Source organism: Mycobacterium sp. 852002-51057_SCH5723018, from assembly GCF_001667035.1.
Taxonomy (GTDB): Bacteria; Actinomycetota; Actinomycetes; order Mycobacteriales; family Mycobacteriaceae; genus Mycobacterium.
Genome location: NZ_LZIR01000045.1, coordinates 41232 through 64315 on the forward strand (window position 1 = coordinate 41232; position 23084 = coordinate 64315).

Consider the following 23084-nt stretch of genomic DNA (forward strand, 5'->3'; position numbering starts at 1 on the left):
GCTAGCTGGTGGTGTGCACGATCAGCACGTCGACCTTGGCCCGACGTGAGACGTTGGCCGGCACCGATCCCAGCAACCGGCCCGCGATCGTGCTCAGCCCGACGTTGCCGACAACCAGCAGGTCGGCTTTTTCGTCCTCGGCCAGTTTGACCAGCGCGTCGACGGGAGCGCCGACGATCGACCGCTCCTCCACGTTCTTGGCGCCCGCGTTATGCGCCCGCTCCTTGGCGTCCTGCAGGATCGCGTAAATCGGCGCGGTGCCCGACACCTTGTAGCTTTCGTCCCGCAGCGCGTCGGCCGCCCGGGTGTCCTCGTGCTGGGGCAGGTAGGCCGATGCGATGATCAGCTTGCTGTCGGCCCCGGCGATCTGCGCTGCCCGGTCCACCGCACGAAACGACGAATCCGAGCCGTCGGTCCCGACCACCACGGTCCGATAGGCGCCCATTTTACCCTCCCAGTGTCGGTTGCTGCCAACCCAAGACACTATCGCCTTGGCGGATAAAGATCCGTCAGATTAACCACACATCCGCGGCGTGGCGCAACCCGCATTTGCCCGGCCACGCTGCGGCAACGTGCGATTTTCCGGCCGAGGATGCGGTCGGATGCCGACGCCCACGGCGGAAAGCGTTGCATCGCGAACCTTTTCGCGGACCGGTGAGCCGGTTCATCCGGCGCGCCCTACAGTGACAAGCATTATGGCCATGCCCACCGTTGAACAGCGGGCCGCCGGGGTCGCCGCCGGGCCAGCACCCGCGCGCCCGCGTGGCGGGCTGCTCGATCCGTGGGCTATCGCCGTGCTCGCCGCCGTCATCAGCGGCGCCTGGGCCTGCCGGCCGTCGTTGTGGTTCGACGAGGGCGCCACCATTTCGGCTTCGGCCAGCAGGACCTTGCCCGAGCTGTGGAAACTGCTCGGCCACATCGACGCCGTCCACGGGCTGTATTACCTGCTCATGCACGGTTGGTTCGCGTTATTTCCGCCGACCGAATTCTGGACGCGGGCGCCCAGCGCGCTGGCGATCGGCGCGGCGGCGGGCGGCGTCGTGGTGTTCACCAAGCAGTTCGTCGCGGGACGTACCACCGCGGTGTGCGCGGGCGCCGTCTTCGCTATCCTGCCGCGGACCACCTGGGCGGGCATGGAAGCGCGTTCCTATGCCTTCGCGGCCGCCGCGGCCATCTGGCTCACCGTGCTGTTCGTCACGGCCGTCCGGCGCAACCGGCCGCGGTGGTGGCTGTCCTACGCGCTGGCGTTGATGGTGTCGATCCTGCTGAGCCTCAACCTCATCCTGTTGGTGGTCGTGTACGCCGTGATGCTGCCGCTGCTGGCCCCGGCGGGTGCACGCAGGTCTCCGGTCGTCCGGTGGGCCATCAGCTCGGCCGTCGCCGCCGCGGCCATGACCCCGTTCATCGTGTTCGCCCACGGCCAGGTGTGGCAGGTCAACTGGATTTTCCCGGTCAGCTGGCATTACGCCTTCGATATCGTCCTGCGGCAGTATTTCGACCACAGCGTCCCGTTCGCGATCCTGACCGCCGTCCTGATCGTCGTGGCGGTCGCTGCCCGGCTGAAGGGCGCGCGCGCCCCGGCGCGCGACACCCGCCGCCTGTTGATCAGCTGCGCGGCGTGGATCGTCGTCCCCACCACCCTCGTCGTCGTCTACTCGGCCGTCAGCGAACCGATCTACTTCCCGCGCTACCTGATCCTCACCACGCCCGCGGTGGCCGTCGTCATGGCCGTGTGCATCGTCACCGTCGCCCGCAAGCCGTGGCCCGTCGCCGGCGTCGTGTTGCTGTTCGCCGCTGCCGCGCTGCCGAACTACCTCTTCATCCAGCGCTGGCCGTATGCCAAGGAGGGTTGGGATTACAGCCAGGTCGCCGACCTGATCAGCTCCCATGCGGCGCCCGGTGACTGCCTGATGGTGGACAACACCGTGCCGTGGCGACCGGGACCGATTCGCGCCGTGCTGGCCACGCGGCCCGGGGCGTTCCGGTCGCTGATCGACGTCGAACGCGGCGCTTACGGACCCAAGGCCGGTTGGCTGTGGGACGGCCACGTCGCCGTGTGGCTGACGACGGCCACGATCAACAAGTGCACGACCATCTGGACCATCACCGATCACGACAAGTCGCTGCCGGATCATCAAGTGGGGCAATCGTTGCCGCCGGGAACCGCCTTCGGTCGCGCCCCGGCGTACCGGTTCCCGAGCTACCTGGGCTTCCGCATCGTGGAGCGCTGGCAATTCCACTACTCCCAGGTCCTCAAGTCGACGCGCTGACCGACGAGGAACCGGATTGACCTCAGCGATCGCCGCGAACCGCGCCGTACGAAGCCACGACACCAGCCACGCTCAACGCGGTGAACACGGTGAACAACCAGCGGGCCGCCGTCACGCCGCCGCCCTGGGCCGTGTTGACAACGACGCCGGCCAAACCGGCGCCGAACGCGGCGGAGATCAGCTGCACGGTGTTGATCGCCGCGGCCGCCGCGCCGCCTTCGGCCGGGTCGTTGACGGAATCCATTGCGCGCACCGATAAATGGGGCCAGGCCATCCCGATCCCGATTCCGGCCACCAGCAGCGCGAGCGCCCACAGCGCGACGATCCCGGCTGAGGCGTTGTCACGCTGGGTGAGCGCGCCCAGCGCCAGGCCCGATGCCACCACCACCGGCGCCGTCGCGATCACCCGGCCGATCGCTCGGGGGTTTTCCAGCGACGCGCTGACGATCTCGGAGACCGTCCACCCGACCGCCAGCGCCGCACCCAGGAACCCGGCCGCCACCGGCGTCAGGTGCGCCAACTGCTGACCGAACAGCGGGACGTAGGTGTCCACCATCGCGCCGATCATCAACACGCCCATGGTCAGATAAATCCACTTCAGCGGCCCGGCACCAAACACGCTGGGCGGCAACACCGCCGCGCGCATCCGCCAGTCGACCACCGCGAACAATCCGAGGAGGACGATGCCGGCGGCCAGCAGTCCGGCGGTCGCCAGGCCGTTGTGCGGGATCTGGGCGATGCTGACCGCCAGCGTGGCGGCGCCGATCAGCACCAGTGACCAGACCGGCACCTTCATCGCAGGTGGCTCCGCACCGGGGTCGGCCCGGCCGGCGGGCAGCGCGATCGGCACCAGGACGGCCATCAGCGCGGTCAGAATCGCCATCGCGACGAAGGACCATCGCCACAACCCGAACTGCGCGAACAGGCCACCCGTCGCCGGTCCGACCACCGTGGCGACGCCCCACATCGCGGACACCAGCGCCGAGGCCCTGGTCCACAGCGAGCGCGGCAGCGCCATGTTGATGACCGCATAGCCGAGGCCGGCGATCAGGCCGCCGCCGACGCCTTGCAGAGCGCGCGCCGCGATCAGGGTGTGCATGTTGGGAGCCACCCCGCATGCCAAAGTTGCGGCGCCGAACAGAGCCAGTCCAATCAGATACGACGAACGGGCCCCGACGCGGACGAGCAGCGGATGGACCATGGTCGCCGCGACCACCGACCCGACCAGGTAGAGCGTCATCACCCAGGCGTAGAGGCGGCTGCCGCCGATCTCGGCGACCGTGTTCGGCAGCAGGCTGATGGTCAGGAACTCATTGGTGGCGTACAGCGCGACGCCGCCGGCCAGCACGACCGACGTCCCCAGATACTTGGCGCCCAGCAGCTCGCGCCAGCTGCCGGTCGTGGCGGCGGCGTGCGTCACTTCAGGCCGGCGGCGTCCATTCCCCGCAGTTCCTTCTTGAGGTCGGCGATCTCGTCGCGGAACCGCGCCGCCAGCTCGAACTGCAAGTCGCGCGCGGCGGCCATCATCTGCGCGGTGAGGTCCTTGATCAGGTCGGCCAGCTCCGCGCGCGGCATGCTGGTGACGTCGCGGCCCTCGAACACTCCCGCGCTGACGGCACGCCCGGGCTCGCCCTGGGCGCGCCGGCCGCGGGAGGCGTTGCGTCCCGACCCGCCGATCTCGACGGTTTCGCTGTCGTCGGCCTCGCGATAGACCTGGTCGAGGATGTCGGCGATCTTCTTGCGCAGCGGCTTGGGGTCGATGCCGTGGGCCTGGTTGTAGGCGACCTGCTTCGCGCGGCGCCGCTCGGTCTCGTCGATGGCCTCCTTCATCGAGTCGGTCATCGAGTCGGCGTACATGTGCACTTCGCCGGACACGTTGCGGGCGGCGCGGCCGATGGTCTGGATCAGGCTGCGGGTCGAACGCAGGAAGCCCTCCTTGTCGGCGTCGAGGATCGACACCAGCGACACCTCGGGCAAGTCGAGGCCCTCGCGCAGCAGGTTGATACCGACCAGCACGTCGTACTCGCCGAGCCGCAGCTGGCGCAGCAGCTCCACCCGGCGCAGCGTGTCGACCTCCGAGTGCAGGTAGCGCACCCGGATGCCCATCTCCAGCAGGTAGTCGGTGAGGTCCTCCGCCATCTTCTTGGTCAGCGTCGTCACCAGCACCCGTTCGTCGGCGTCGGCGCGCTTGCGGATCTCGCCGATCAGGTCGTCGATCTGCCCCTTGGTCGGCTTGACCACCACCTTGGGGTCAACCAGGCCGGTCGGGCGGATCACCTGCTCGACGAACTCGCCGCCGGACTGGCTGAGTTCGTAGGGGCCCGGGGTAGCCGACAGGTACACCGTCTGCCCGATCCGGTTGGCGAACTCTTCCCAGGTCAGCGGGCGATTGTCGCACGCCGATGGCAGCCGGAACCCGTAGTCGACGAGGTTGCGCTTGCGGGACATGTCGCCCTCGTACATGCCGCCGATCTGCGGCACGGTGACGTGCGACTCGTCGATGACCAGCAGGAAGTCCTCAGGGAAGTAGTCGAGCAGGGTCGCCGGCGGCGAGCCGGGCCCCCGGCCGTCGATGTGCCGGGAGTAGTTCTCGATGCCGGAGCAGAACCCGACCTGACGCATCATCTCGATGTCGTAGTTGGTGCGCATCCGCAGCCGCTGGGCCTCCAGCAGCTTGCCCTGGCGCTCGAACTCGGCGAGCCGCTCGGCGAGCTCTTCCTCGATGGTGGAGATCGCGTGGGCCATCCGCTCGGGGCCGGCCACATAGTGGGTCGCCGGGAAGATCCGCAGCGAGTCGACCTGGCGGATCACCTCACCGGTCAGGGGGTGCAGGTAGTACAGCGCCTCGATCTCGTCGCCGAAGAACTCGATGCGCACCGCCAGCTCTTCGTAGGACGGGATGATCTCCACGGTGTCGCCGCGCACCCGAAACGAACCGCGGGTGAAGGACAGGTCGTTGCGGGTGTATTGCACGTCGACCAACAGGCGCAGCAACCCGTCGCGGGGCACCTCGATGCCGACTCGCAGTTCGACGGAGCGGTCCAGGTAGGACTGCGGCGTGCCCAGGCCGTAGATGCACGATACCGAGGCCACCACCACCACGTCGCGGCGCGACAGCAGCGACGACGTGGCGGAGTGCCGCAGCCGCTCCACGTCGTCGTTGATCGAGCTGTCCTTCTCGATGTAGGTGTCGGTCTGCGCGATGTACGCCTCGGGCTGGTAGTAGTCGTAGTACGACACGAAGTACTCGACGGCGTTGTGCGGCAACATCTCTCGCAGCTCGTTGGCGATCTGCGCGGCCAGCGTCTTGTTGGGCTCCATCACCAGGGTGGGCCGCTGCAGGCGCTCGATCAGCCACGCGGTGGTGGCCGACTTGCCGGTGCCCGTGGCGCCCAGCAGCACGACGTCGCGCTCCCCCGCCCTGATGCGCCGTTCCAGTTCTTCGATGGCCGCGGGCTGGTCGCCGGCTGGGTCGTGCGGGCTGACGACCTCGAAACGGCCGCCGGCGCGCACGACCTCGTCGACGGCGCGGTATTCCGAGTGTGCGACTACCGGATGTTCAGTGGCGAAAGCCATGCCACCAGGGTAGAGGCCCGCACCGACAAGCGGTGGTGCGCGAGCGTGCGCAGAATGACACGCCACACGGCGTGTCGGCGTACCAACGCGCACGCTCGCGGCAACGAAAGCCCACTACGCCCCCGGCCGGGTCCAGGTCCGCGTGACCGGATCGCATTCCAGCAGGTAGCCGTCGCTCGACGTGGACATGGCGTACACCGAGGTGCTCGGCCGGTTGCACGAGCTACCGGTGGCATGCACCCCCATCGTGATGGGCGCCTTTGCCCAGGTGTTGCCCTCGCAGACGACCTGCTCGCTATTCGTCGGGTCGTAGGCGAGCTTGTCGATGTCGCTGCACGGCCCGCCCAGGACCGGCGCCGACGGCGGCGACGGCGTGGTCGAGGCGCTGATCACCTGGGCGGGATCGGCCACGGGCACGGACGCCGGGGCGTCGCCGACCCGGGTAGCCACCACCGGCACCCGCACCACGGCTCCCTGCGCGCCGCACTCATCGGAGAGAGCGGTCTGCGTCACCGTGCCGCGCAGCGTTCCGTCGGATTGCGGCGCCAATGACCCCGCGACGCTTTCCTGCTGGGTGGCCGTCACTTGTCCGTTCGGCTGGGTGCAGCCCGCGCGCTCCTGCTGGAACCCGCCCTGCCAATAGCCACCGATGAAGCGCAGCGTGTACGTGTGACCGCCATCGGTGGTGCTGGCGACCTGGTGGTTGGCGTCGTCGAGCTGGGTTCCGGTCGCCGCGCACCCCTTGGTCGTGCACACCGAGCGGAACGCCCACCAGCTGGTGGCCGGGCCGTCATGGCGGATCGGAATGCCGTTGGTCGTCTGCTTGCTGCGGTCGTAGGTCAACTTGTAGGTGCCGTTGAGCGCAGGACCGCCCGGTCTCACCGGCGCGGCGCTGGGCGCCGGGACGGACGGCCTGGACGCCAGCGCCGGGACATTGGGCGAAGGGCTCTGCGGCTGAAACGAGTACAGGAGCGACCACGTCGCCGCCACGGCCATCAGCACCGCGCAGACCAACGCGGTCGCCCACCGGGTGCGCGACGAAAACCGGTGATTCACCGCGGCGACCAGGCCGCGGGCCCCGCGCGGCCGCGGCGGCGTCACCACAGCGGTGTCGGGAACCTCGTCGTCGAGCCGCTCGCTGACGGCGTCGGCGAACGTGCGGCAGCGGTCGAACCGGTCCGAAGGTTTCTTGGCAAGGGCCTTGAAGAACACGTCGTCGAGGTGCGCCAAATCCGGGCGGTGATCGCTGAGCCGCGGCGGATCCTCGTGCAGGTGCTGGCTGATGACCGCGATCGGGTTGGAGTGCTGGAACGGCGGCGCGCCGGTAAGCAGATGAAAGGCGCTGGCGGCCAACGCATATTGGTCCGCACGGCCGTCGATGTTGGAACCCGTCAGCTGTTCGGGTGCGGCGTAAGCCACCGTTCCCACGGCGACGTTGGTCTCGGTGATCCCGCTGATGTTGGCGAGGTGGCGCGCTACGCCGAAGTCGGCCAACAGGATTCGGCGTTCCCCGTACTCGGGGTGGGTGAGCAGGATGTTGGCCGGTTTGACGTCGCGGTGCAGCAACCCGCGGTCGTGCGCGTAGTCGAGCGCGCCCGCGACGGCGTGCAGGATGTCGGACACCTCGTCGATCGGCATCCCGTCCTGGTAGCGCTCTTTGACCAGTCGCGCGGCATCGGTGCCCTCGACGTAGTCCATGGAAATCCAGAGCTGGCCATTGAATTCGCCCCGATCGTGGACGCCGACGATGTGCGGGTGCCACAGGGTGGCGGCGAGGTCGGCCTCCCGGTTGAACCTCTCGCGGAACTCCGGGTCGGCGGTGACCGCCTCGGCGAGGACCTTGATCACGTCGCGACGCGGCAACCGGGGATGCAGAGCCAGATAGACCTCCGCCATGCCCCCGGCGCCGAGCTGCCGCAGGATCGTGTAGCCGGCAAACGGCGCGCCACTGCTCAACGCGAGGCGCGATCCGCTGACCTCGGCGGGTTGCTCCACCGGCGACGGCTCCGCGTTCGGCGTCGAGTTGACCGGCGGAATGCGGCGAAACAGGTGCGCGACGGTCGCCGAGGGCAGCGAGTGGAAGCCCGCGCGGAACCCCAGCCGCGGGTTGCTGAGCAGCCGTCGCCCGGCGTCAATGCGCCGGGTTGTCCCCTTGTGTTCGTCGTCCGTCAACCGTTTGCCCCCTGGTTTTTTCGGCATTACCTGCCGGTTTCGCATCGGGACGCTGTCGCCTGGCCTCCCCTCACGCTCGAATCATGCCGGATCTCGGTGGGTGATTGGTCTCCGCAGGCTATGAGGCAGCTATGAGTCGCCAAATCGAAATAAAGACAAATCACAGGCGAGTCCCATGGAGAGCACTCAAACCGGCGGCCGATACTTGAGTGGTGAATCGACCCGCCCCGCCTGTCCTGACAATCCGGCACGACGGGTCCCAACGTTCCTTCGCCGCGGGCCACGAGGTGGTCGTCGGGCGTGATGTCAACGCCGACTTGCGCATCCCGGACCCGCGGATCTCCCGTGCGCACCTGATCGTGCGGTTCGATCAGGGCCGTTGGCTGGCAATCGACAACGGCTCGCTGAACGGGACCTACGTCAATGGCTACCGGATGCCGGTCATCGACATCCACGACGGCCAGAGCATCAACGTCGGCAACCCGCAGGGACCGCGGCTGACCTTCGCGATCGGACCGCAGCAGGCCCACGCCAGCCGGCCGGCGCAGCCGAGGCCGCAGCGCGACTCCGGGCCGCCGACCCTGGCCTGGAACGCGCTACCGGAGCAAACGAATCCCACCGCGCCGCCGCGCCGCCAGGCACCCAGCCGGCCGAGAAATGCAGCGCCGCCGCGCCCCATGCCATCCAATGCACCGCCCAGGCAGCCCGCGCGGCCGCCGGGCCCACCGCCGCCCCGCCAGCCGGTCTCGCAGCCTCGCCAAGCGCGGCCGCCGCTACGGCCGCCGCCGCCCGACCCGCTTACGGTGGTCCACGCGGCGAAGGTGGCGCCGCCGGCCTTGGACGAGGTAGGCGACGGCGGGGCGCCGGCCCGGGTGGACTCGACACCGCCGGCGGAGTCCACCGTCATCGACGCCAAGACGGCCGACGTGTCGAACCTGGCGACGCGCTTCGTGAAGCTGCTCTCGCCGCGCGCATCGTCGGCCGCCGGCACCGTCGGCGCCAAGACCATTGGCCGCGCGGCCGAGAACGACATCGTCGTCCCCGACGTGTTGGCCTCGCGTCACCACGCCACCTTGGTCCCCACGCCGCTGGGCCTCGAAATCAGGGACAACAGCGTCAACGGGACGTTCGTCAACGGCACCCGGGTCGGGTCGGCGATCCTGACCGACGACGACGTGGTCACCATCGGCAACGTCGACCTGGTGTACCGCGACGGCACGCTGATCGAGCGCGGCGACGCCGCGACGCGCACCGGCGGCCTCGAGGTGCGCAACGTCAAGTACGTCGTCGACAACGGCAAGCAGCTGCTGGACAACATCTCGCTGACCGCCCGCCCCGGCACACTGACCGCCGTGATCGGCGGGTCGGGCGCCGGAAAGAGCACGCTGGCCAGGCTGATCGCCGGCTACACCACCCCCAGCTCCGGCTCGGTCACCTTCGAGGGCCACAACATCCACGCCGACTACGCCTCGTTGCGCAGCCGGATCGGCATGGTCCCGCAGGACGACGTGGTGCACCGCCAGCTGACGGTCAACCAGGCGCTGGGTTACGCCGCCGAGCTGCGGCTGCCGCCGGACACCAGCAAGGCCGACCGCGCCAAGGTGGTCAGCCAGGTGCTCGACGAGCTCGACCTGACCAAGCACGCCGACACCCGGGTCGACAAGCTGTCCGGCGGCCAGCGCAAGCGCGCCTCGGTCGCGCTGGAGCTGCTGACCGGGCCCTCGCTGCTGATCCTCGACGAGCCGACCTCCGGCCTCGACCCCGCGCTGGACCACCAGGTCATGACGATGCTGCGGCAGCTCGCCGACGCCGGCCGCGTGGTGATCGTCGTGACGCACATGCTCTCCTACCTCGACGTGTGCGACCAGCTGCTGCTGGTGGCCCCGGGCGGCAAGACGGCCTACTGCGGCCCGCCCGACCAGATCGGTGAGGCGATGGGCACCAGCAACTGGGCCAAGATCTTCACCAAGGTGGGCGCCGACCCCGAGGAGGCCAACCGGCGGTTCCTGGCGCAGGCCGAGGCGCAGAAGCGACCCCAGAAACTGCTGCCGGACAAGACCGACGAGCCGGGCGACCTGGGTGAACCGGTCCACACCAGCGTGCGGCGCCAGATCTCGACCGTCGCCCGCCGGCAGGTCCGCCTGGTCGTCGCCGACCGCGCCTACTTCATCTTCCTGGCGCTGCTGCCGTTCATCCTGGGTTCGCTGTCGCTGACCGTTCCGGGCAACCATGGGTTTCAGGTGCCGGGCGCGAACGCTGGCACGCCCGACGAGGCCGCGCAGATACTGGCGCTGCTGATGCCCGCCGCGGCATTCATGGGCACCGCGCTGACGATCCGCGACCTGGTCGGCGAACGGGCGATCTTTCAGCGCGAGCAGGCGGTCGGGCTGTCGACCACCGCCTACCTGCTCGCGAAGACCGCGGTGTACTGCGGGTTCGCCATCGTGCAGTCGGCGATCATCACCGCGATCGTGGTGATCGGCAAGAGCGCGCCGACCCGCGGCGCCGTGCTGCTCGGCCATTCGACCTTCGGGGCCACCGTCGAACTGTTCGCCACCGTCGCGGCGACGTGTGTCGCCTCGGCCATCCTCGGGCTGGCCATCTCGTCGCTGGTCCGCTCCAGCGAGCAGATCATGCCGCTGTTCGTGGTCACCGTGATGGCGCAGCTGGTGCTGTGCGGCGGCATGGTCCCGGTGACCGGCCGGCTCGGGCTCGATCAGCTGTCCTTCGCGATGCCCGCGCGCTGGGGTTACGCCGCGGCGGCGTCGACGGTCGACCTGCGCCACCTGGTGCCCGATTCGCTGCTGTCCCAGGACCGGTTCTGGCAGCACACATCGAAGGTCTGGCTCCTGGACATGGGCATGCTGGCCGCGTTGTCGCTGTTCTACGCCGGGTTTGTCCGGTGGAGAATCCGGCTCCGACGTTAAGGGCCGATAGGCTGGCGTCATCCATCCGCCCAAGCACGAAACGTTCGACCTGGTCGCCCGCACCAACACCGACCCGAAGGGCATCGTGCGGGCCGTCGACGAGTACGTCGTGCAACCGTGGGGGCTCTACGTCGCGCGCCCCACCCCGGGCCGGGCCCAGTTCCATTACCTCGAATCGTGGCTACTGCCGTCACTGGGCTTGCGCGCCACCGTCTTTCACTTCAATGCGGGTCACGAACGCGACCAGGACTACTACCTCGACGTCGGCGAATACGCACCCGGCCCAAAGGTGTGGCATTCGGAAGACCACTACCTGGACATCGTGGTCCGCACCGGCATCGGGGCGGCGCTGACCGACGTCGACGAGCTGCTGGACGCAGTGCGCGACGGACTGCTGGGCGCCGAGGTCGCCGAGCGGGCGGTGCGACGCGCCGTCGCGGCGATCGACGGCCTGGCCCGCAACGACTATGACCTGTCGCGGTGGCTGGCCACCCACCAGATGGAGCTGACGTGGCGCGGCGGGTAGCGCTCCCCGGCGGGCCCCGTAGCCGCGTTTCCGCACGTGACGTGCGGGTATCCCTTTGGAATGCGCTTGAGCGAGTACCGGCGCCGACGGCGCGGCCGCGACGCCCATTTCGTCGTCCAGCGCCCGGCTGCCGACGCTGACCACTGCGAGTTCGGCCTGGAGATCGGTGGCGTCCTGGTGCGCTGGGCGCTCCGCGAGGGCAGCCGAATCGTCCGCCGCACCGACGACTGCCCGCTCGACCGCGTCCCGGACGACGTCATCGTCGGCGACAGCGGCACGTACACCAACGCGACCACCCACGAGATGACCGACGGCCTCAGGGGCGGTCACCTTTCGTTCCGCCTGTGCGGCGAGCGGGTGAGCGGCGGCTACTCACTCACCCGGGTCCGGGAAGGTCAGGACGAAACGTGGCTGCTGATCAAACGCAAGGACGAGGGCGCCGCGCGCGGTGAACAGGTGCCGAACGGCGGCACCGAGGACGAGCTGTGCGGGTTCCCGTGACGGACTTTTCCGGTCTGCCCGGGCCGGTGCGCGCGGCGCTGCGCGACGAGCCGGTGCCGGACTGGCGCGCCCCCACGCTGGCCACGCTCACCGAGAAGCGGTTTTCCGATCCGGACTGGATCTTCGAGCGCAAATTCGACGGGATGCGTTGCCTGGCGTTTCGCGACGGCGACCGGGTGCGGCTGCTGTCGCGAAATCGCCTGCCGCTCAATGGAACCTATCCCGAGCTGGTCGACGCGCTCGCCGCCCAGCACACCAGCCGGTTCGTGGTGGACGGCGAGGTGGTGGCGTTCGAGGGACGGCGCACCAGCTTCGAGCGCCTACAGGGCCGTCTGGGCATCACCGACCCCGACGTCGCGCGGGCGTCGCCGGTCCGCGTTTTCTACTACGTCTTCGACCTGCTGCACCTCGACGGCAAATCCACCACCGACGTGCCGCTGCTCTGGCGTAAGAGGTTACTGCGCAAGGCCATTCAGTTCGGCGGTCCGCTGCGTTTCGCCACCCACCGGCTGCGGGACGGCATCGCGGCCTACCGGGCCGCATGCGAGCGCGGCGACGAAGGGGTGATCGCCAAGCTCGCCGACTCGCCGTACGACGGTCGCCGCTCGCCGCATTGGCTGAAGTTCAAATGTGTGCGCGACCAGGAATTCGTGGTGGGCGGCTACACCGGCCCCAAGGGCAGCCGAATCGAGTTGGGCGCGTTGCTGCTCGGCTACCACGACGGACGCGACCTGGTCTACGCCGGGAAGGTGGGCACCGGGTTCGACGAGGACACCCTGCGCCGCCTGCACACCCGGCTGGCGGCGATCGAGCAGGACCAGGCCCCGTTCACCCGGGGCCTGGTGCGCGAGAACGGCGCCCGCTGGGTGCGTCCGGAGCTCGTCGTCCAGATCGGGTTCAGCGAGTGGACCCGCGACGGCAGGCTGCGCCACCCGCGCTACCTTGGCCTTCGCACCGACAAGGATCCCGGCGAGGTCGTGCGGGAGACACGCTGATGGCCCGCATCGAGGTCGAGGTCACCCACCCGGAGCGGGTGATGTTTCCCGGGCCCTCGCCTGCAAAGCGGATCACCAAGGGCGAAGTTGTCGACTACTACGGCGAGGTGGCCGACACGATGCTGCCGCACCTCAAGGGCCGGGCGCTCACGGTGCAACGGTTCCCGCGCGGCATCGGCGAACAAGGGTTCGTGCAGCAGGATTTCGCCGATTCGCTGCCCGACTGGATCGACAGCGCAGTGGTCGCCAGGGAGGGTGGGACCGGCGGTACCGTGGTGCATCCGGTGGCCGAACGCCCGCAGGCGTTGCGCTGGCTGGCCAACCAGAACTGCATCACGCTGCACGTGTGGCAGTCGCGGAAAAGCCGGCTGCACAACCCCGACCGACTGGTCTTCGACCTCGACCCCTCCGACAGCGACTTCGCCGTGGTCCGGGCGACCGCCCGCGCGGTGGCCGGGGTGCTGGATGACCTCGGGCTTGCGCGCTACGTGCAGACCACCGGGTCGCGCGGGCTGCACGTGGTGGCGCCGCTGCGCGGCGACGCCGATTTCGACACCGTCCGCCAATTCGCCCGCGACGTCGCCGAGGTGGTGGCGGCCGACGACGCCGCGCACCGAACGGTGGAGGCACGCAAGGACAAACGCGGCAGCCGGGTCTATCTCGACATCATGCGAAACGCGTACGCGCAGACCGCCGTTGCCCCCTATGCGGTCCGGGCCCGTAGCGGCGCGCCGGTGGCGACCCCGCTGGAGTGGGACGAACTGGACACGCGCGGGCTGCGGGCCGACCGATTCACCATCCGCGACATCGCAAAACGGCTTGCCAAACAACCGGATCCATGGGCCGACATGTATCGGCACGCACGCTCCCTGGCCGGCCCGGCGCGGCGCCTGGCGAAGCTTCGTGCCTGAGCTGCCCGACGTTGAGGGGTTTCGGCGCGCTTTGGCGGTGCCCTTGCCCGGCAGGCGGATTCGGCGCGCGGAGGTCCGCGACGCCGGCATCCTGCGCAACGCCACCGCGCAAGTGCTCGCGCGCCGGCTTGAAGGCCGGCGCTTCGGTTCCCCGCGCCGGCACGGCAAGTGGCTGATCCTGCCCACCGACGGCCCGGCGCTTTTGATCCACAGCGGCATGACGGGCCACCCGTACTACGCCGCCGACGGCGCCGAGCCGCTGGGCTATGAGCGGCTGGTGCTGTCGCTCGATCGAGGCGAACTGCGCTACGCCGACCTCCGCAAGCTGCGCGGGGTGTGGCTGGCCGACGCCGCCGACGACATCGCCCACGTGACGGGTCCGCAGGGTCCCGACGCGCTGGGCCTCGGCCTGCCGGAGTTCCGCGGCGTGCTGGTGGGACGCCGGGGCCGGCTGAAACCCACGCTGATGGACCAGTCGGTGATTGCGGGTCTGGGGAACCTGCTCACCGACGAGATCTGCTGGCGCGCCCGGGTTGCGCCGGCCCGTCCGGTCGCCGACGTGGGCGCCGAGGACGTCAAGCGTCTGCACACCGCGATGACCCAGGTGTTGCGCACCTCGGTGCGACACGGCCGGGTGCCCGGCCTGCCGCGGTGGCTCACCGGGGTGCGCGACGAACCCGACCCGCACTGCCCGCGCTGCGGCACCCGTCTCGCGCGGGCCCGGGTGGGCGGCCGGACGTCGTGGTGGTGTCCGTCCTGCCAGGGCTAGCTCGGCGACGATGCGGTCCGCCTGCGGAGCGTGGAGGAGCCGGGCAATCAAACTTAGCCCGACGACGATGCGGTCCGCAGGCGGAGCGTGGAGGAGCCGGGCAATCAAAACGAGTAATCTCGATCTCATGAGTCCCAGCAACCACACGTGGATGCCGATCGCCGCCACGATAGCCCTCGCGGCTGGCTCTCAGCTAAGCCCGGCCACGGCGCGCGCGGACCTCCACAACATCACCTACCGCGCCCGAGTCGACGCAGTGACCACCGGCAGCCAGGCCACCTTCATCATCAACGGCGGGCAGACGAACACCACCGGCCTTCCTTCGATGCCGGGCAACGTGTTCGAGGCCAACACCGTGTTGCCCGATCCGCAGCAGGCCGGTCTCCGAATTGTGCTTCGTTTCCCTTACGCGGCGAACGTGCACTGCGAAATCGACGTCGACGACAACGTTTTCGCGCAAACCGACCAAATGGTCAGGCCGGCGCTCGGTAATTCCGATCCCAATAACGGTGCGCTGCAATGCGGAGCGCCCTTGCCCTAGGCGTGTCTCGAGCGGTGGAATCACATCCGTCACAGCTGCCACTGGCTCCAACCACCACACGTTTTTGTCCGCCTAGCAGCGACATACGCAGTTGCCCAAGGGATTTGTCGCTCGTAGGCGGACAAAAGACCACCCGAATCGGGCGGCGGCTGGTGTGACTATTGTGACAGCGCGCCCTCGGGCTTCCAGCCGGTCGAGTCGGCCCACTCCCACGCCCGCCGGTAAGCGTCGGGATACCAAGCTTCCTTGACGACCACATAGGCCGCGGTCTCACCGTCCGCGCCCCGTTCGGCCTCGCGCTTGACGGCCAGGTAGTCGGCGCGGGCGGTGGGGTTGGCCGCCAGCCAGTCGACAAACAGCAGCGCGAATTGCTGATTGGGCCAGCCGTCCACCCGGATGTGCACGTTGGTGGGCCGTCCCGGATCGGCCGAGGCGTGAATCCGCTTGTGCCACAATGAGGGATCGTCACTGTGGTTGTAGCGTTCCACGGTGCTGCGGGCATCGGGCTTGGGGACGTCTTCGGTGAGGCGGTCGATGCGGGGGTAGCCGGCGGATAACAGGGGCTCGGCGAGCGCTTCGGCGACCGCGAGCGACTCGACGGTGATCTGAACGTCGATGACGTCCTTGGCGGCGAAGTCGGGCACCGCGGTCGAACCGATGTGGTCGACGCGCAACGCCCTATGACCGCACGCGGTCCGAATCCGGTTGATGATCCGCCGCGCCTGGTCGCGCCAACTCGGATCGGGCGGCACCAGCCGCGCCGGCGCCCGGGCGATCTCACCCGCGCTCAGGTTGTGGGCGAACGGCAGGATCCGGTTGTGCCACACGTCAAGTGCCCGCTGCTCCAACTCGCCGGGGCTGCCCGAATTGTCCAGCCAGATGTCGGCGACGGCGCGGCGCTGCTCGTCGGAGGCCTGCGCGGCGATGCGGGCGCGGGCGTCCTCCTCGGGCATGCCGCGTTGTTCGACCAGCCGACGCACCCGCATCTCGGCGTCGGCGTGCACCACGACGACCAGCGGGAACAGCGGCGCCATCCCGGATTCAACCAGCAGCGGAATGTCCTCGACCACAACGGAATCCCCGGGCACCGACGCAATGATCTCGGCGCGGCGCTTACCCACCAGCGGGTGGACGATCCCGTTCAGCTTCTTGCGGGCGTCGTCATCCCGAAATGCCTTGGCGGCTAAAGCCGGACGATCCAGCGATCCGTCCGATTGCAGGATGTCCTCGCCGAACGCCTCGACCAGCGACGACAGTCCCTCGGTGCCCGGCTCGACCACTTCGCGCGCGATGACGTCGCCGTCGACGATGACCCCACCGCACTTCGCGAACGTGGCCGACACCGCCGACTTGCCGGCGCCGATGCCACCGGTCAACCCGATCCGCAGCATGCGCGATCAGGCGTTGCCGGCGAGTTTCTCCCGCAGAGCGGCCAATTGGGCGTCGCTGGCCAAGGATCCACCGGCCGCCTTCTCCTCGCGCGCACCGCCGTTGCCGGACGACTGCTCGCCACCGCCGTGTCCGGCCGCCTCGGCCGCGGCGAACTTCTCCATCTGCGCGGTGTGCATCTTGTGCCGGCGCTCGGCCTCGGCGTAGCGGGCCTCCCATTCGGCGCGCTGCTTTTCGAAGCCCTCCAACCATTCGTTGGTGTCGGCGTCGAAGCCTTCGGGGAAGATGTAGTTGCCCTGCTCGTCGTAGCTGTCGGCCATGCCGTACTTCGCCGGGTCGAACTCCTCGGTGTAGTCCTCGTTGGCCTGCTTGAGCGACAACGAGATTCGGCGGCGCTCCAGGTCGATGTCGATGACCTTGACCATCGCGTCGTCGCCGACGGCCACCACCTGGTCGGGCACCTCGACGTGCCGCTCGGCCAGCTCCGAGATGTGCACCAGGCCCTCGATGCCCTCCTCGACGCGCACGAACGCGCCGAACGGAACCAGCTTGGTGACCTTGCCGGGCACGATCTGGCCGATGGCGTGGGTGCGGGCGAAGTGCCGCCACGGGTCTTCCTGGGTCGCCTTGAGCGACAACGAAACCCGCTCGCGGTCCATGTCGACGTCGAGCACCTCGACGGTGACCTCGTCGCCCACCTGGACCACCTCGGACGGGTGGTCGATGTGCTTCCAGGACAGCTCGGAGACGTGCACCAGACCGTCCACACCACCGAGATCGACGAACGCGCCGAAGTTGACGATGGACGACACCACGCCCTTGCGGATGGTGCCCTTCTGTAGCTGGTTGAGGAACTCGCTGCGCACCTCGGACTGCGTCTGCTCCAGCCATGCCCGCCGCGACAGCACCACGTTGTTGCGGTTCTTGTCCAGCTCGATGATCTTGGCTTCGATCTCCTTGCCGATGTACGGCTGCAGATCGCGCACGCGCCGCATCTCGACCAGCGAGGCGGGCAGGAAGCCGCGCAGCCCGATGTCGAGGATCAGGCCACCCTTGACCACCTCGATGACGGTGCCCTTGACGGCCTCGTCCTTTTCCTTGAGCGCCTCGATGGTGCCCCAGGCGCGCTCGTACTGGGCGCGCTTCTTGGACAGGATCAGGCGGCCCTCTTTGTCCTCCTTGGTGAGAACCAGGGCCTCGACCTCATCACCGACGGAAACGACCTCGTTGGGGTCGACGTCGTGCTTGATGGAGAGTTCGCGGGCGGGGATAACCCCTTCGGTCTTGTAGCCGATGTCGAGGAGTACCTCGTCCCGGTCCACTTTGACAATGGTGCCTTCGACGATGTCGCCATCGTTGAAGTACTTGATGGTTTTATCGATCGCGGCGAGAAAGTCCTCGCTCGAGCCTATGTCGTTGACGGCTACTTGTGGCGAGGTGACGGCGGGACTCGGCATGTTGTTGGGTTGCTCCGGACAGGTTGGGTCGTAGGGACAATTCAGGATTTACCTGTCGAGGCTACTCGACAGGGCACACGCTGGACAAACCAAGCCGGTTGCATGTCTGACTCAAACATGACGGCACGGCAAATTCGCGGTGTGAATCGCCGTTAATGCGCGGCGGAGTCGGATTGCCGCGCTAGTGCGCGGCCGTGTCCCATGAGCGACCGTAGCCGACCGACACCTCGAGCGGGACGTCCAGGGGGTAGGCGCCGCCCATCTTCTCGCGCGCCAGCGCCTCGACCCGTTCCCGCTCCCCGGGCGCGATTTCGAACAACAGTTCGTCGTGCACCTGCAGCAGCATCCGGGACGCCAGCCCCGCTTCCTTGAGCGCCTTGTCGACCTCGATCATCGCCACCTTGATGATGTCGGCCGCGCTGCCCTGGATCGGCGCGTTGAGCGCCGCTCGTTCGGCGGCCTCGCGCACCTGACGATTGCTGCTGTCCAGCTCGGGCAGGTAGCGCCGGCGGCCCAGCACCGTCGAGGTGTAGCCGTCCTTGCGGGCCTGCTCGACCACCTGCATCAGGTAGTCGCGCACCCCGCCGAACCGGGCAAAGTACTGGTCCATCTGGACCTTGGCCTCCTCGGTGGAGATCTTCAGCTGCGCGGCCAGCCCGTACGCGCTCAAGCCGTAGGCCAGCCCGTACGACATCGCCTTGACGCGGCGCCGCAGCTCGGCGGTGACCTCCTCGATCGGCACGCCGAACGCCCGCGAGGCGACGAACGAGTGCAGGTCCTCGCCGGTGTTGAACGCCTCGATGAGGCCTTCGTCGCGGGACAGGTGCGCCATGATGCGCATCTCGATCTGGCTGTAGTCGGCGGTCATCAGCTCGGCGTAACCGTTGCCGACGACGAACGCGTCCCGGATCTGGCGCCCTTCCTCGGTGCGGATCGGGATGTTCTGCAGGTTTGGCTCGGTCGAGGAAAGCCGGCCGGTCGCCGCGATGGTCTGGTTGAACGTGGTGTGAATGCGGCCGTCGGCCGCCACCGAGTTCAGCAGCCCGTCAACGGTGACCTTGAGCCGGGTGACGTCGCGGTGGGCCAGCAGGTGCTGCAGGAAGGGATGCCCGGTCTTGTCGAACAGCGACTGCAGGGCGTCGGCGTCGGTGGTGTAGCCGGTCTTGGTTCGCTTGGTCTTCGGCATCCCGAGTTCGTCGAACAACACCACCTGCAACTGCTTGGGTGAGCCCAGGTTGATCTGCTTGCCGATGACGGCGTAGGCGGCCTCGGCGGCGTCGCGGATCTGGTCGGCGAATTGGCTTTGCAACTCACCCAGCAGCTGCAAATCGACCGCGATGCCCGCGGTTTCCATGTGGGCCAGCGCCTGCTGGACGGGCAGCTCCATCTCGGAAAGCAATGCGGTGGAATCGATTCGGTCCAGCTCGGCGTCGAGTGCGTCGGCCAGGTCCACCACGGCGCGGGCCCGCAGTATCAGGGTCTGGACGGCCTGCTCGTCCACGCCCTCCATGTCATCGAGCAGCGAAAGCTGTTGCTGTTCAGCCGTTTCCGCGCGCAGCTCGCGGCGCAGGTAGCGCAGTGACAGGTCGTCGAGGGTGAAGCTGCGCTGCCCCGGCCGCACCAAATACGCCGCCAGCGCGGTGTCGGAGGTGACGCCGTTGAGCGTCCACCCGCGGCCCGTCAGGTCGTGCATGGCGAGCTTGGCCTCATGCAGCGCTTTGGGTTTCGCCGGATCGGCCAGCCAGTCCGCCAGCGCCGCGTCGTCCTCGGGTGTCAGGGTCGCGGTGTCGACGTAGCCGCCGTCGCCGTCGGCCGCGGCGACGGCCAGCGCGGTCGCGTCGCCGCCGTGCGGCAGGTGGGTGCCCGCCACGGCCAGCCCGGCCCGTCGCCCGTCGGCGGCGTGCGCGGCCAGCCACTGCCCGACCGTGCCGGGATCCAGCGCGCCGCCGCGCACGTCGAAACCCTCGTCGACCTCGGGCTCGACGGCGACCAGGGTCTCGAACAACCGGTCCCGCAACACCCGGAACTCCAGGTCGTCGAAGAGCCGGTGGATCTGGTCGCGATCCCACGGCTGCAGCCGCAGGGTGTCCGGCGTCTGCGCCAGCGGCACGTCGCGAACGAGCTCGGTGAGGTCCCGATTGAGCACCACGTTGGCCACGTGCGCTCGTAGCGCGTCGCCCACCTTGCCGCGCACCGAGTCGACGTTGTCGACCAGCGCCTGCAGCGAGCCGTATTCGGCGATCCACTTGGTCGCCGTCTTCTCTCCCACTCCCGGGATGCCGGGCAGGTTGTCGCTGGGATCGCCGCGCAGCGCGGCGAAGTCGGGGTATTGCTTGGGGGTCAGCCCGTACTTTTCGACGACGGCCTCCGGGGTGAAGCGGGTCAGCTCGCTGACCCCCTTGCGGGGATACAGCACGGTCACGTCGTCGCTGACCAGCTGCAGGGAGTCGCGGTCGCCGGTGACCACCAGCACGCGGTAGCCCTCGTTTTCGGCCTGGGTGGCCAGCGTCGCGATCAGGTCGTCGGCCTCGAACCCCGGTTCGGAAAGCACGGTGATGCCCAGCGCGTTCAGCACTTCCTTGGTGATGTCGATCTGGCCATGGAACTCATCGGGCGTCGAAGACCGGTTGGCCTTGTACTCCGGGTACCGCTCGGAGCGGAAGGTCTGCCGCGACACGTCGAACGCCGCGGCGATGTGCGTCGGGGCCTCGTCACGCAGCAGGTTGATCAGCATCGCGGTGAAGCCGTACACCGCGTTGGTGGTCAGCCCACCGCGGGTCTTGAAGTTCTCGGCGGGCAGCGCGTAGAACGCCCGGAACGCCAGCGAATTGCCATCCAACAACATCAAAGTCGGCTTGGTTTGTTCCTCGGCGGCAGCGGGGGTGGCGGTGGGCGCGGCGGGCACGGCTTTAACTCTAGGCACCCGCCATGACATCAAGTCAGCCGCCGCTGAGCGCCCACGTCGTATTCAGAAACCGACGCAGACACGATGGCGCCCTGTTGTTCATCGGTGGGTCCGCTACCGCGGAACGCCTCGACGGCGGCCCGTGACTCCCAGTGTTCGAAGATGTCGATGCGATTCGGATCGACCAGGTCGGCACTGATCGCGAAGTCGAGGCAGCCCGGCGTTCTGCGCGCTTGCTGGACGACGGCCCTACATCCGGCCAGATAGCTGTCTCGCTGCAGTGGCTCGACGACAAGGTAACCCGCAACGATCACCATGGGACGCTCCTTCGCTGGCTCGCAACTCCTCCTCTGGTCTGACCTTCGACGCCCGCCGAAGTCATCGGTGCAATCCTGCACAGAACTGCAACACGTTTCAGTTTTGTGTTCGGCCTGGGTAGTCTGACCGAGTGCCAGAGGTCACCACCCAACAACCCGCGATCGAGGGATGGTTCGCCACCGACGAGGCCGGCGTACCGCACCTGATCGGCAGCAAGTGCCCGCAGTGCGGGACCTACGTCTTCCCGCCCCGGGAGAACAACTGCCCGAACCCGGCCTGCGACAGCGACGCACTAGAGGCCGTCGCGCTGTCCACCCGGGGCACGCTGTGGAGCTACACCGAAAACCGGTATCCGCCGCCCCCGCCCTACCCCGCCCCGGACCCGTTCGAGCCGTTCGCGATCGCCGCCGTCGAGCTGGCGAATGAGGGTCTGATCGTGCTGGGCAAGGTGGTCGAGGGCACCGTGGCCGCCGATCTGAAGGTCGGCATGGAGATGGAGCTGACGACCATGCCGCTGTTCACCGACAATGACGGCGTGCAGCGCGTCGTGCACGCGTGGAGGATCGCCACATGAGTAACCCCGAACCCCTCTACATCCTCGGCGCCGGGATGCACCCCTGGGGCAAGTGGGGCCGCGACTTCACCGAATACGGGGTGGTCGCCGCGCGCGCCGCGCTGGCCGAGGCCGGGCTGGACTGGAAACAGATTCAATTGGTCGCCGGCGCGGACACCATCCGCAACGGCTACCCCGGCTTCATCGCCGGCTCGACGTTCGCGCAGAAGCTCGGCTGGAACGGCGTGCCGGTCAGCTCGAGCTATGCCGCCTGCGCCAGCGGTTCGCAGGCCCTGCAGAGCGCACGCGCACAGATCCTGGCCGGCTTTTGCGATGTCGCGTTGGTGATCGGCGCCGACACCACCCCGAAGGGCGCGTTCGCTCCCGTCGGCGGGGAACGCAAGAACGACCCCGACTGGCAGCGGTTCCACTTGATCGGCGCGATGAACCCGGTGTATTTCGCGCTGCTGGCGCGCCGCCGGATGGACCTCTATGGCGCGACGTCCGAGGACTTCGCTCAGGTGAAGGTGAAGAACTCGCAACACGGCCTGCAGAACCCCAATGCCCGCTACCGCAAGGAGGCCTCGGTCGACGACGTGTTCGCCAGCCCGGTGGTGGCCGACCCGCTCCGGCAGCTCGACATCTGCGCGACCTCCGACGGGGCGGCGGCGCTGATCGTGGCCAGCGCCGAGTTCGCCCGCAAGCATCTCGGCTCACTCGACGGCGTGCCCTCGGTGCGCGCGGTCAGCACGGTCACTCCCCGGTACCCGCAGCACCTGCCCGAATTGCCCGACATCGCAACGGATTCCACCGCCGCGGTGCCCGCACCGGAGCGGGTGTTCAAGGACCAGATCCTCGATGCGGCCTACGCCGAGGCGGGCATCGGGCCCGAGGACGTCAGCCTGGCCGAGGTCTACGACCTGTCCACCGCGCTGGAACTCGACTGGTACGAGCACCTGGGGCTGTGCGCCAAGGGCGAGGCCGAGGCGCTGCTGCGCAGCGGCGCGACCACCATCGGCGGCAAGGTCCCGGTCAACCCGTCGGGCGGGCTGGCGTGCTTCGGGGAGGCCATCCCCGCCCAGGCCATCGCGCAGGTCTGCGAGCTGACCTGGCAACTGCGCGGTCAGGCCACCGGCCGGCAGGTGGAGAACGCGAAGGTCGGCGTCACCGCCAACCAGGGCCTGTTCGGGCACGGCTCGTCGGTGATCGTCGCCCGCTAGGGGCCCACTCCGCTAGGGCCCACTCCGTGCGCCTCTCGCTCCGCGTGAGCGTGC

18 protein-coding genes are annotated in these 23084 nt (G+C 68.6%); 10 read left to right on the forward strand and 8 right to left on the reverse strand.

The genetic code is table 11. From position 1 onward, the window contains the following. Position 1 precedes the first annotated feature (1 nt). Entirely contained in the window at positions 2-445 is a 444-nt protein-coding gene (locus tag A5764_RS10530; RefSeq protein WP_067112712.1) for a universal stress protein, read from the reverse strand. A 250-nt stretch (positions 446-695) separates the two neighbouring features. Here A5764_RS10530 and A5764_RS10535 point away from each other — a divergent pair, with 250 nt between their 5' ends. Beyond that, positions 696-2270 carry a glycosyltransferase family 39 protein gene (locus A5764_RS10535; protein WP_082951637.1) on the forward strand — a complete coding sequence of 525 codons (1575 nt, stop codon included), beginning with the start codon at positions 696-698 and terminating at the stop codon, positions 2268-2270. A 22-nt stretch (positions 2271-2292) separates the two neighbouring features. Here A5764_RS10535 and A5764_RS10540 read toward each other — a convergent pair whose 3' ends face one another. The 3 genes from A5764_RS10540 to A5764_RS10550 all read right to left on the reverse strand — a co-directional run bounded on the left by A5764_RS10540 (position 2293) and on the right by A5764_RS10550 (position 8018). Further along, on the reverse strand, positions 2293-3690 hold the full coding sequence (locus A5764_RS10540) for an MFS transporter (RefSeq protein WP_067112718.1): 1398 nt from the start codon (positions 3688-3690) through the stop codon (positions 2293-2295). Further along, entirely contained in the window at positions 3687-5846 is a 2160-nt protein-coding gene (uvrB, locus tag A5764_RS10545; RefSeq protein WP_067112721.1) for an excinuclease ABC subunit UvrB, read from the reverse strand. Before uvrB ends, A5764_RS10540 begins: the two co-directional genes overlap by 4 nt. A gap of 114 nt (positions 5847-5960) precedes the next feature. After that, positions 5961-8018: a serine/threonine-protein kinase gene (locus tag A5764_RS10550; RefSeq protein ID WP_231989672.1), complete on the reverse strand. Its 2058-nt coding sequence runs from the start codon at positions 8016-8018 to the stop codon at positions 5961-5963. Between the two features lie 209 nt (positions 8019-8227). On the opposite strand from A5764_RS10550, the gene A5764_RS10555 reads away from it, so the two are divergent. The 7 genes from A5764_RS10555 to A5764_RS10585 all read left to right on the forward strand — a co-directional run bounded on the left by A5764_RS10555 (position 8228) and on the right by A5764_RS10585 (position 15188). Further along, complete coding sequence (locus A5764_RS10555; RefSeq protein ID WP_082951638.1) at positions 8228-10945, forward strand: FHA domain-containing protein; 2718 nt, start codon at positions 8228-8230, stop codon at positions 10943-10945. Positions 10946-11030: 85 nt separating this feature from the next. Beyond that, positions 11031-11471 carry a DUF402 domain-containing protein gene (locus A5764_RS10560; protein WP_067112729.1) on the forward strand — a complete coding sequence of 147 codons (441 nt, stop codon included), beginning with the start codon at positions 11031-11033 and terminating at the stop codon, positions 11469-11471. 60 nt (positions 11472-11531) lie between these two features. Continuing rightward, complete coding sequence (locus A5764_RS10565) at positions 11532-11972, forward strand: hypothetical protein (protein WP_067112732.1); 441 nt, start codon at positions 11532-11534, stop codon at positions 11970-11972. Next, on the forward strand, positions 11969-12967 hold the full coding sequence (ligD, locus tag A5764_RS10570; RefSeq protein ID WP_067112793.1) for a non-homologous end-joining DNA ligase: 999 nt from the start codon (positions 11969-11971) through the stop codon (positions 12965-12967). Before A5764_RS10565 ends, ligD (A5764_RS10570) begins: the two co-directional genes overlap by 4 nt. Then, positions 12967-13878, forward strand: coding sequence for a non-homologous end-joining DNA ligase (gene ligD, locus A5764_RS10575; protein ID WP_067112734.1), 912 nt, complete (start codon positions 12967-12969; stop codon positions 13876-13878). The genes ligD (A5764_RS10570) and ligD (A5764_RS10575) overlap by 1 nt, the downstream gene beginning before the upstream one ends. Continuing rightward, entirely contained in the window at positions 13871-14647 is a 777-nt protein-coding gene (locus A5764_RS10580; RefSeq protein ID WP_067112737.1) for an Fpg/Nei family DNA glycosylase, read from the forward strand. Before ligD (A5764_RS10575) ends, A5764_RS10580 begins: the two co-directional genes overlap by 8 nt. A gap of 127 nt (positions 14648-14774) precedes the next feature. Beyond that, positions 14775-15188: a hypothetical protein gene (locus A5764_RS10585; protein ID WP_067112738.1), complete on the forward strand. Its 414-nt coding sequence runs from the start codon at positions 14775-14777 to the stop codon at positions 15186-15188. A 158-nt stretch (positions 15189-15346) separates the two neighbouring features. On the opposite strand, the gene coaE is transcribed toward A5764_RS10585, so the two are convergent. The 4 genes from coaE to A5764_RS10605 all read right to left on the reverse strand — a co-directional run bounded on the left by coaE (position 15347) and on the right by A5764_RS10605 (position 21256). Continuing rightward, positions 15347-16579, reverse strand: coding sequence for a dephospho-CoA kinase (coaE, locus tag A5764_RS10590; RefSeq protein ID WP_067112740.1), 1233 nt, complete (start codon positions 16577-16579; stop codon positions 15347-15349). Between the two features lie 6 nt (positions 16580-16585). Next, positions 16586-18034, reverse strand: a complete 1449-nt coding sequence (rpsA, locus tag A5764_RS10595) for a 30S ribosomal protein S1 (RefSeq protein WP_067112742.1) — start codon at positions 18032-18034, stop codon at positions 16586-16588. Between the two features lie 181 nt (positions 18035-18215). Next, positions 18216-20879, reverse strand: coding sequence for a DNA polymerase I (gene polA, locus A5764_RS10600; RefSeq protein WP_156664613.1), 2664 nt, complete (start codon positions 20877-20879; stop codon positions 18216-18218). 89 nt (positions 20880-20968) lie between these two features. Next, a complete protein-coding gene (locus A5764_RS10605) occupies positions 20969-21256 on the reverse strand; it encodes a putative quinol monooxygenase (RefSeq protein WP_067112746.1) in 288 nt (95 codons plus the stop codon). A gap of 131 nt (positions 21257-21387) precedes the next feature. On the opposite strand from A5764_RS10605, the gene A5764_RS10610 reads away from it, so the two are divergent. Continuing rightward, positions 21388-21831, forward strand: coding sequence for a Zn-ribbon domain-containing OB-fold protein (locus tag A5764_RS10610; protein WP_067112748.1), 444 nt, complete (start codon positions 21388-21390; stop codon positions 21829-21831). After that, positions 21828-23030, forward strand: a complete 1203-nt coding sequence (locus A5764_RS10615; RefSeq protein WP_067112751.1) for a lipid-transfer protein — start codon at positions 21828-21830, stop codon at positions 23028-23030. Before A5764_RS10610 ends, A5764_RS10615 begins: the two co-directional genes overlap by 4 nt. The last annotated feature ends 54 nt before the right edge of the window (positions 23031-23084 follow it).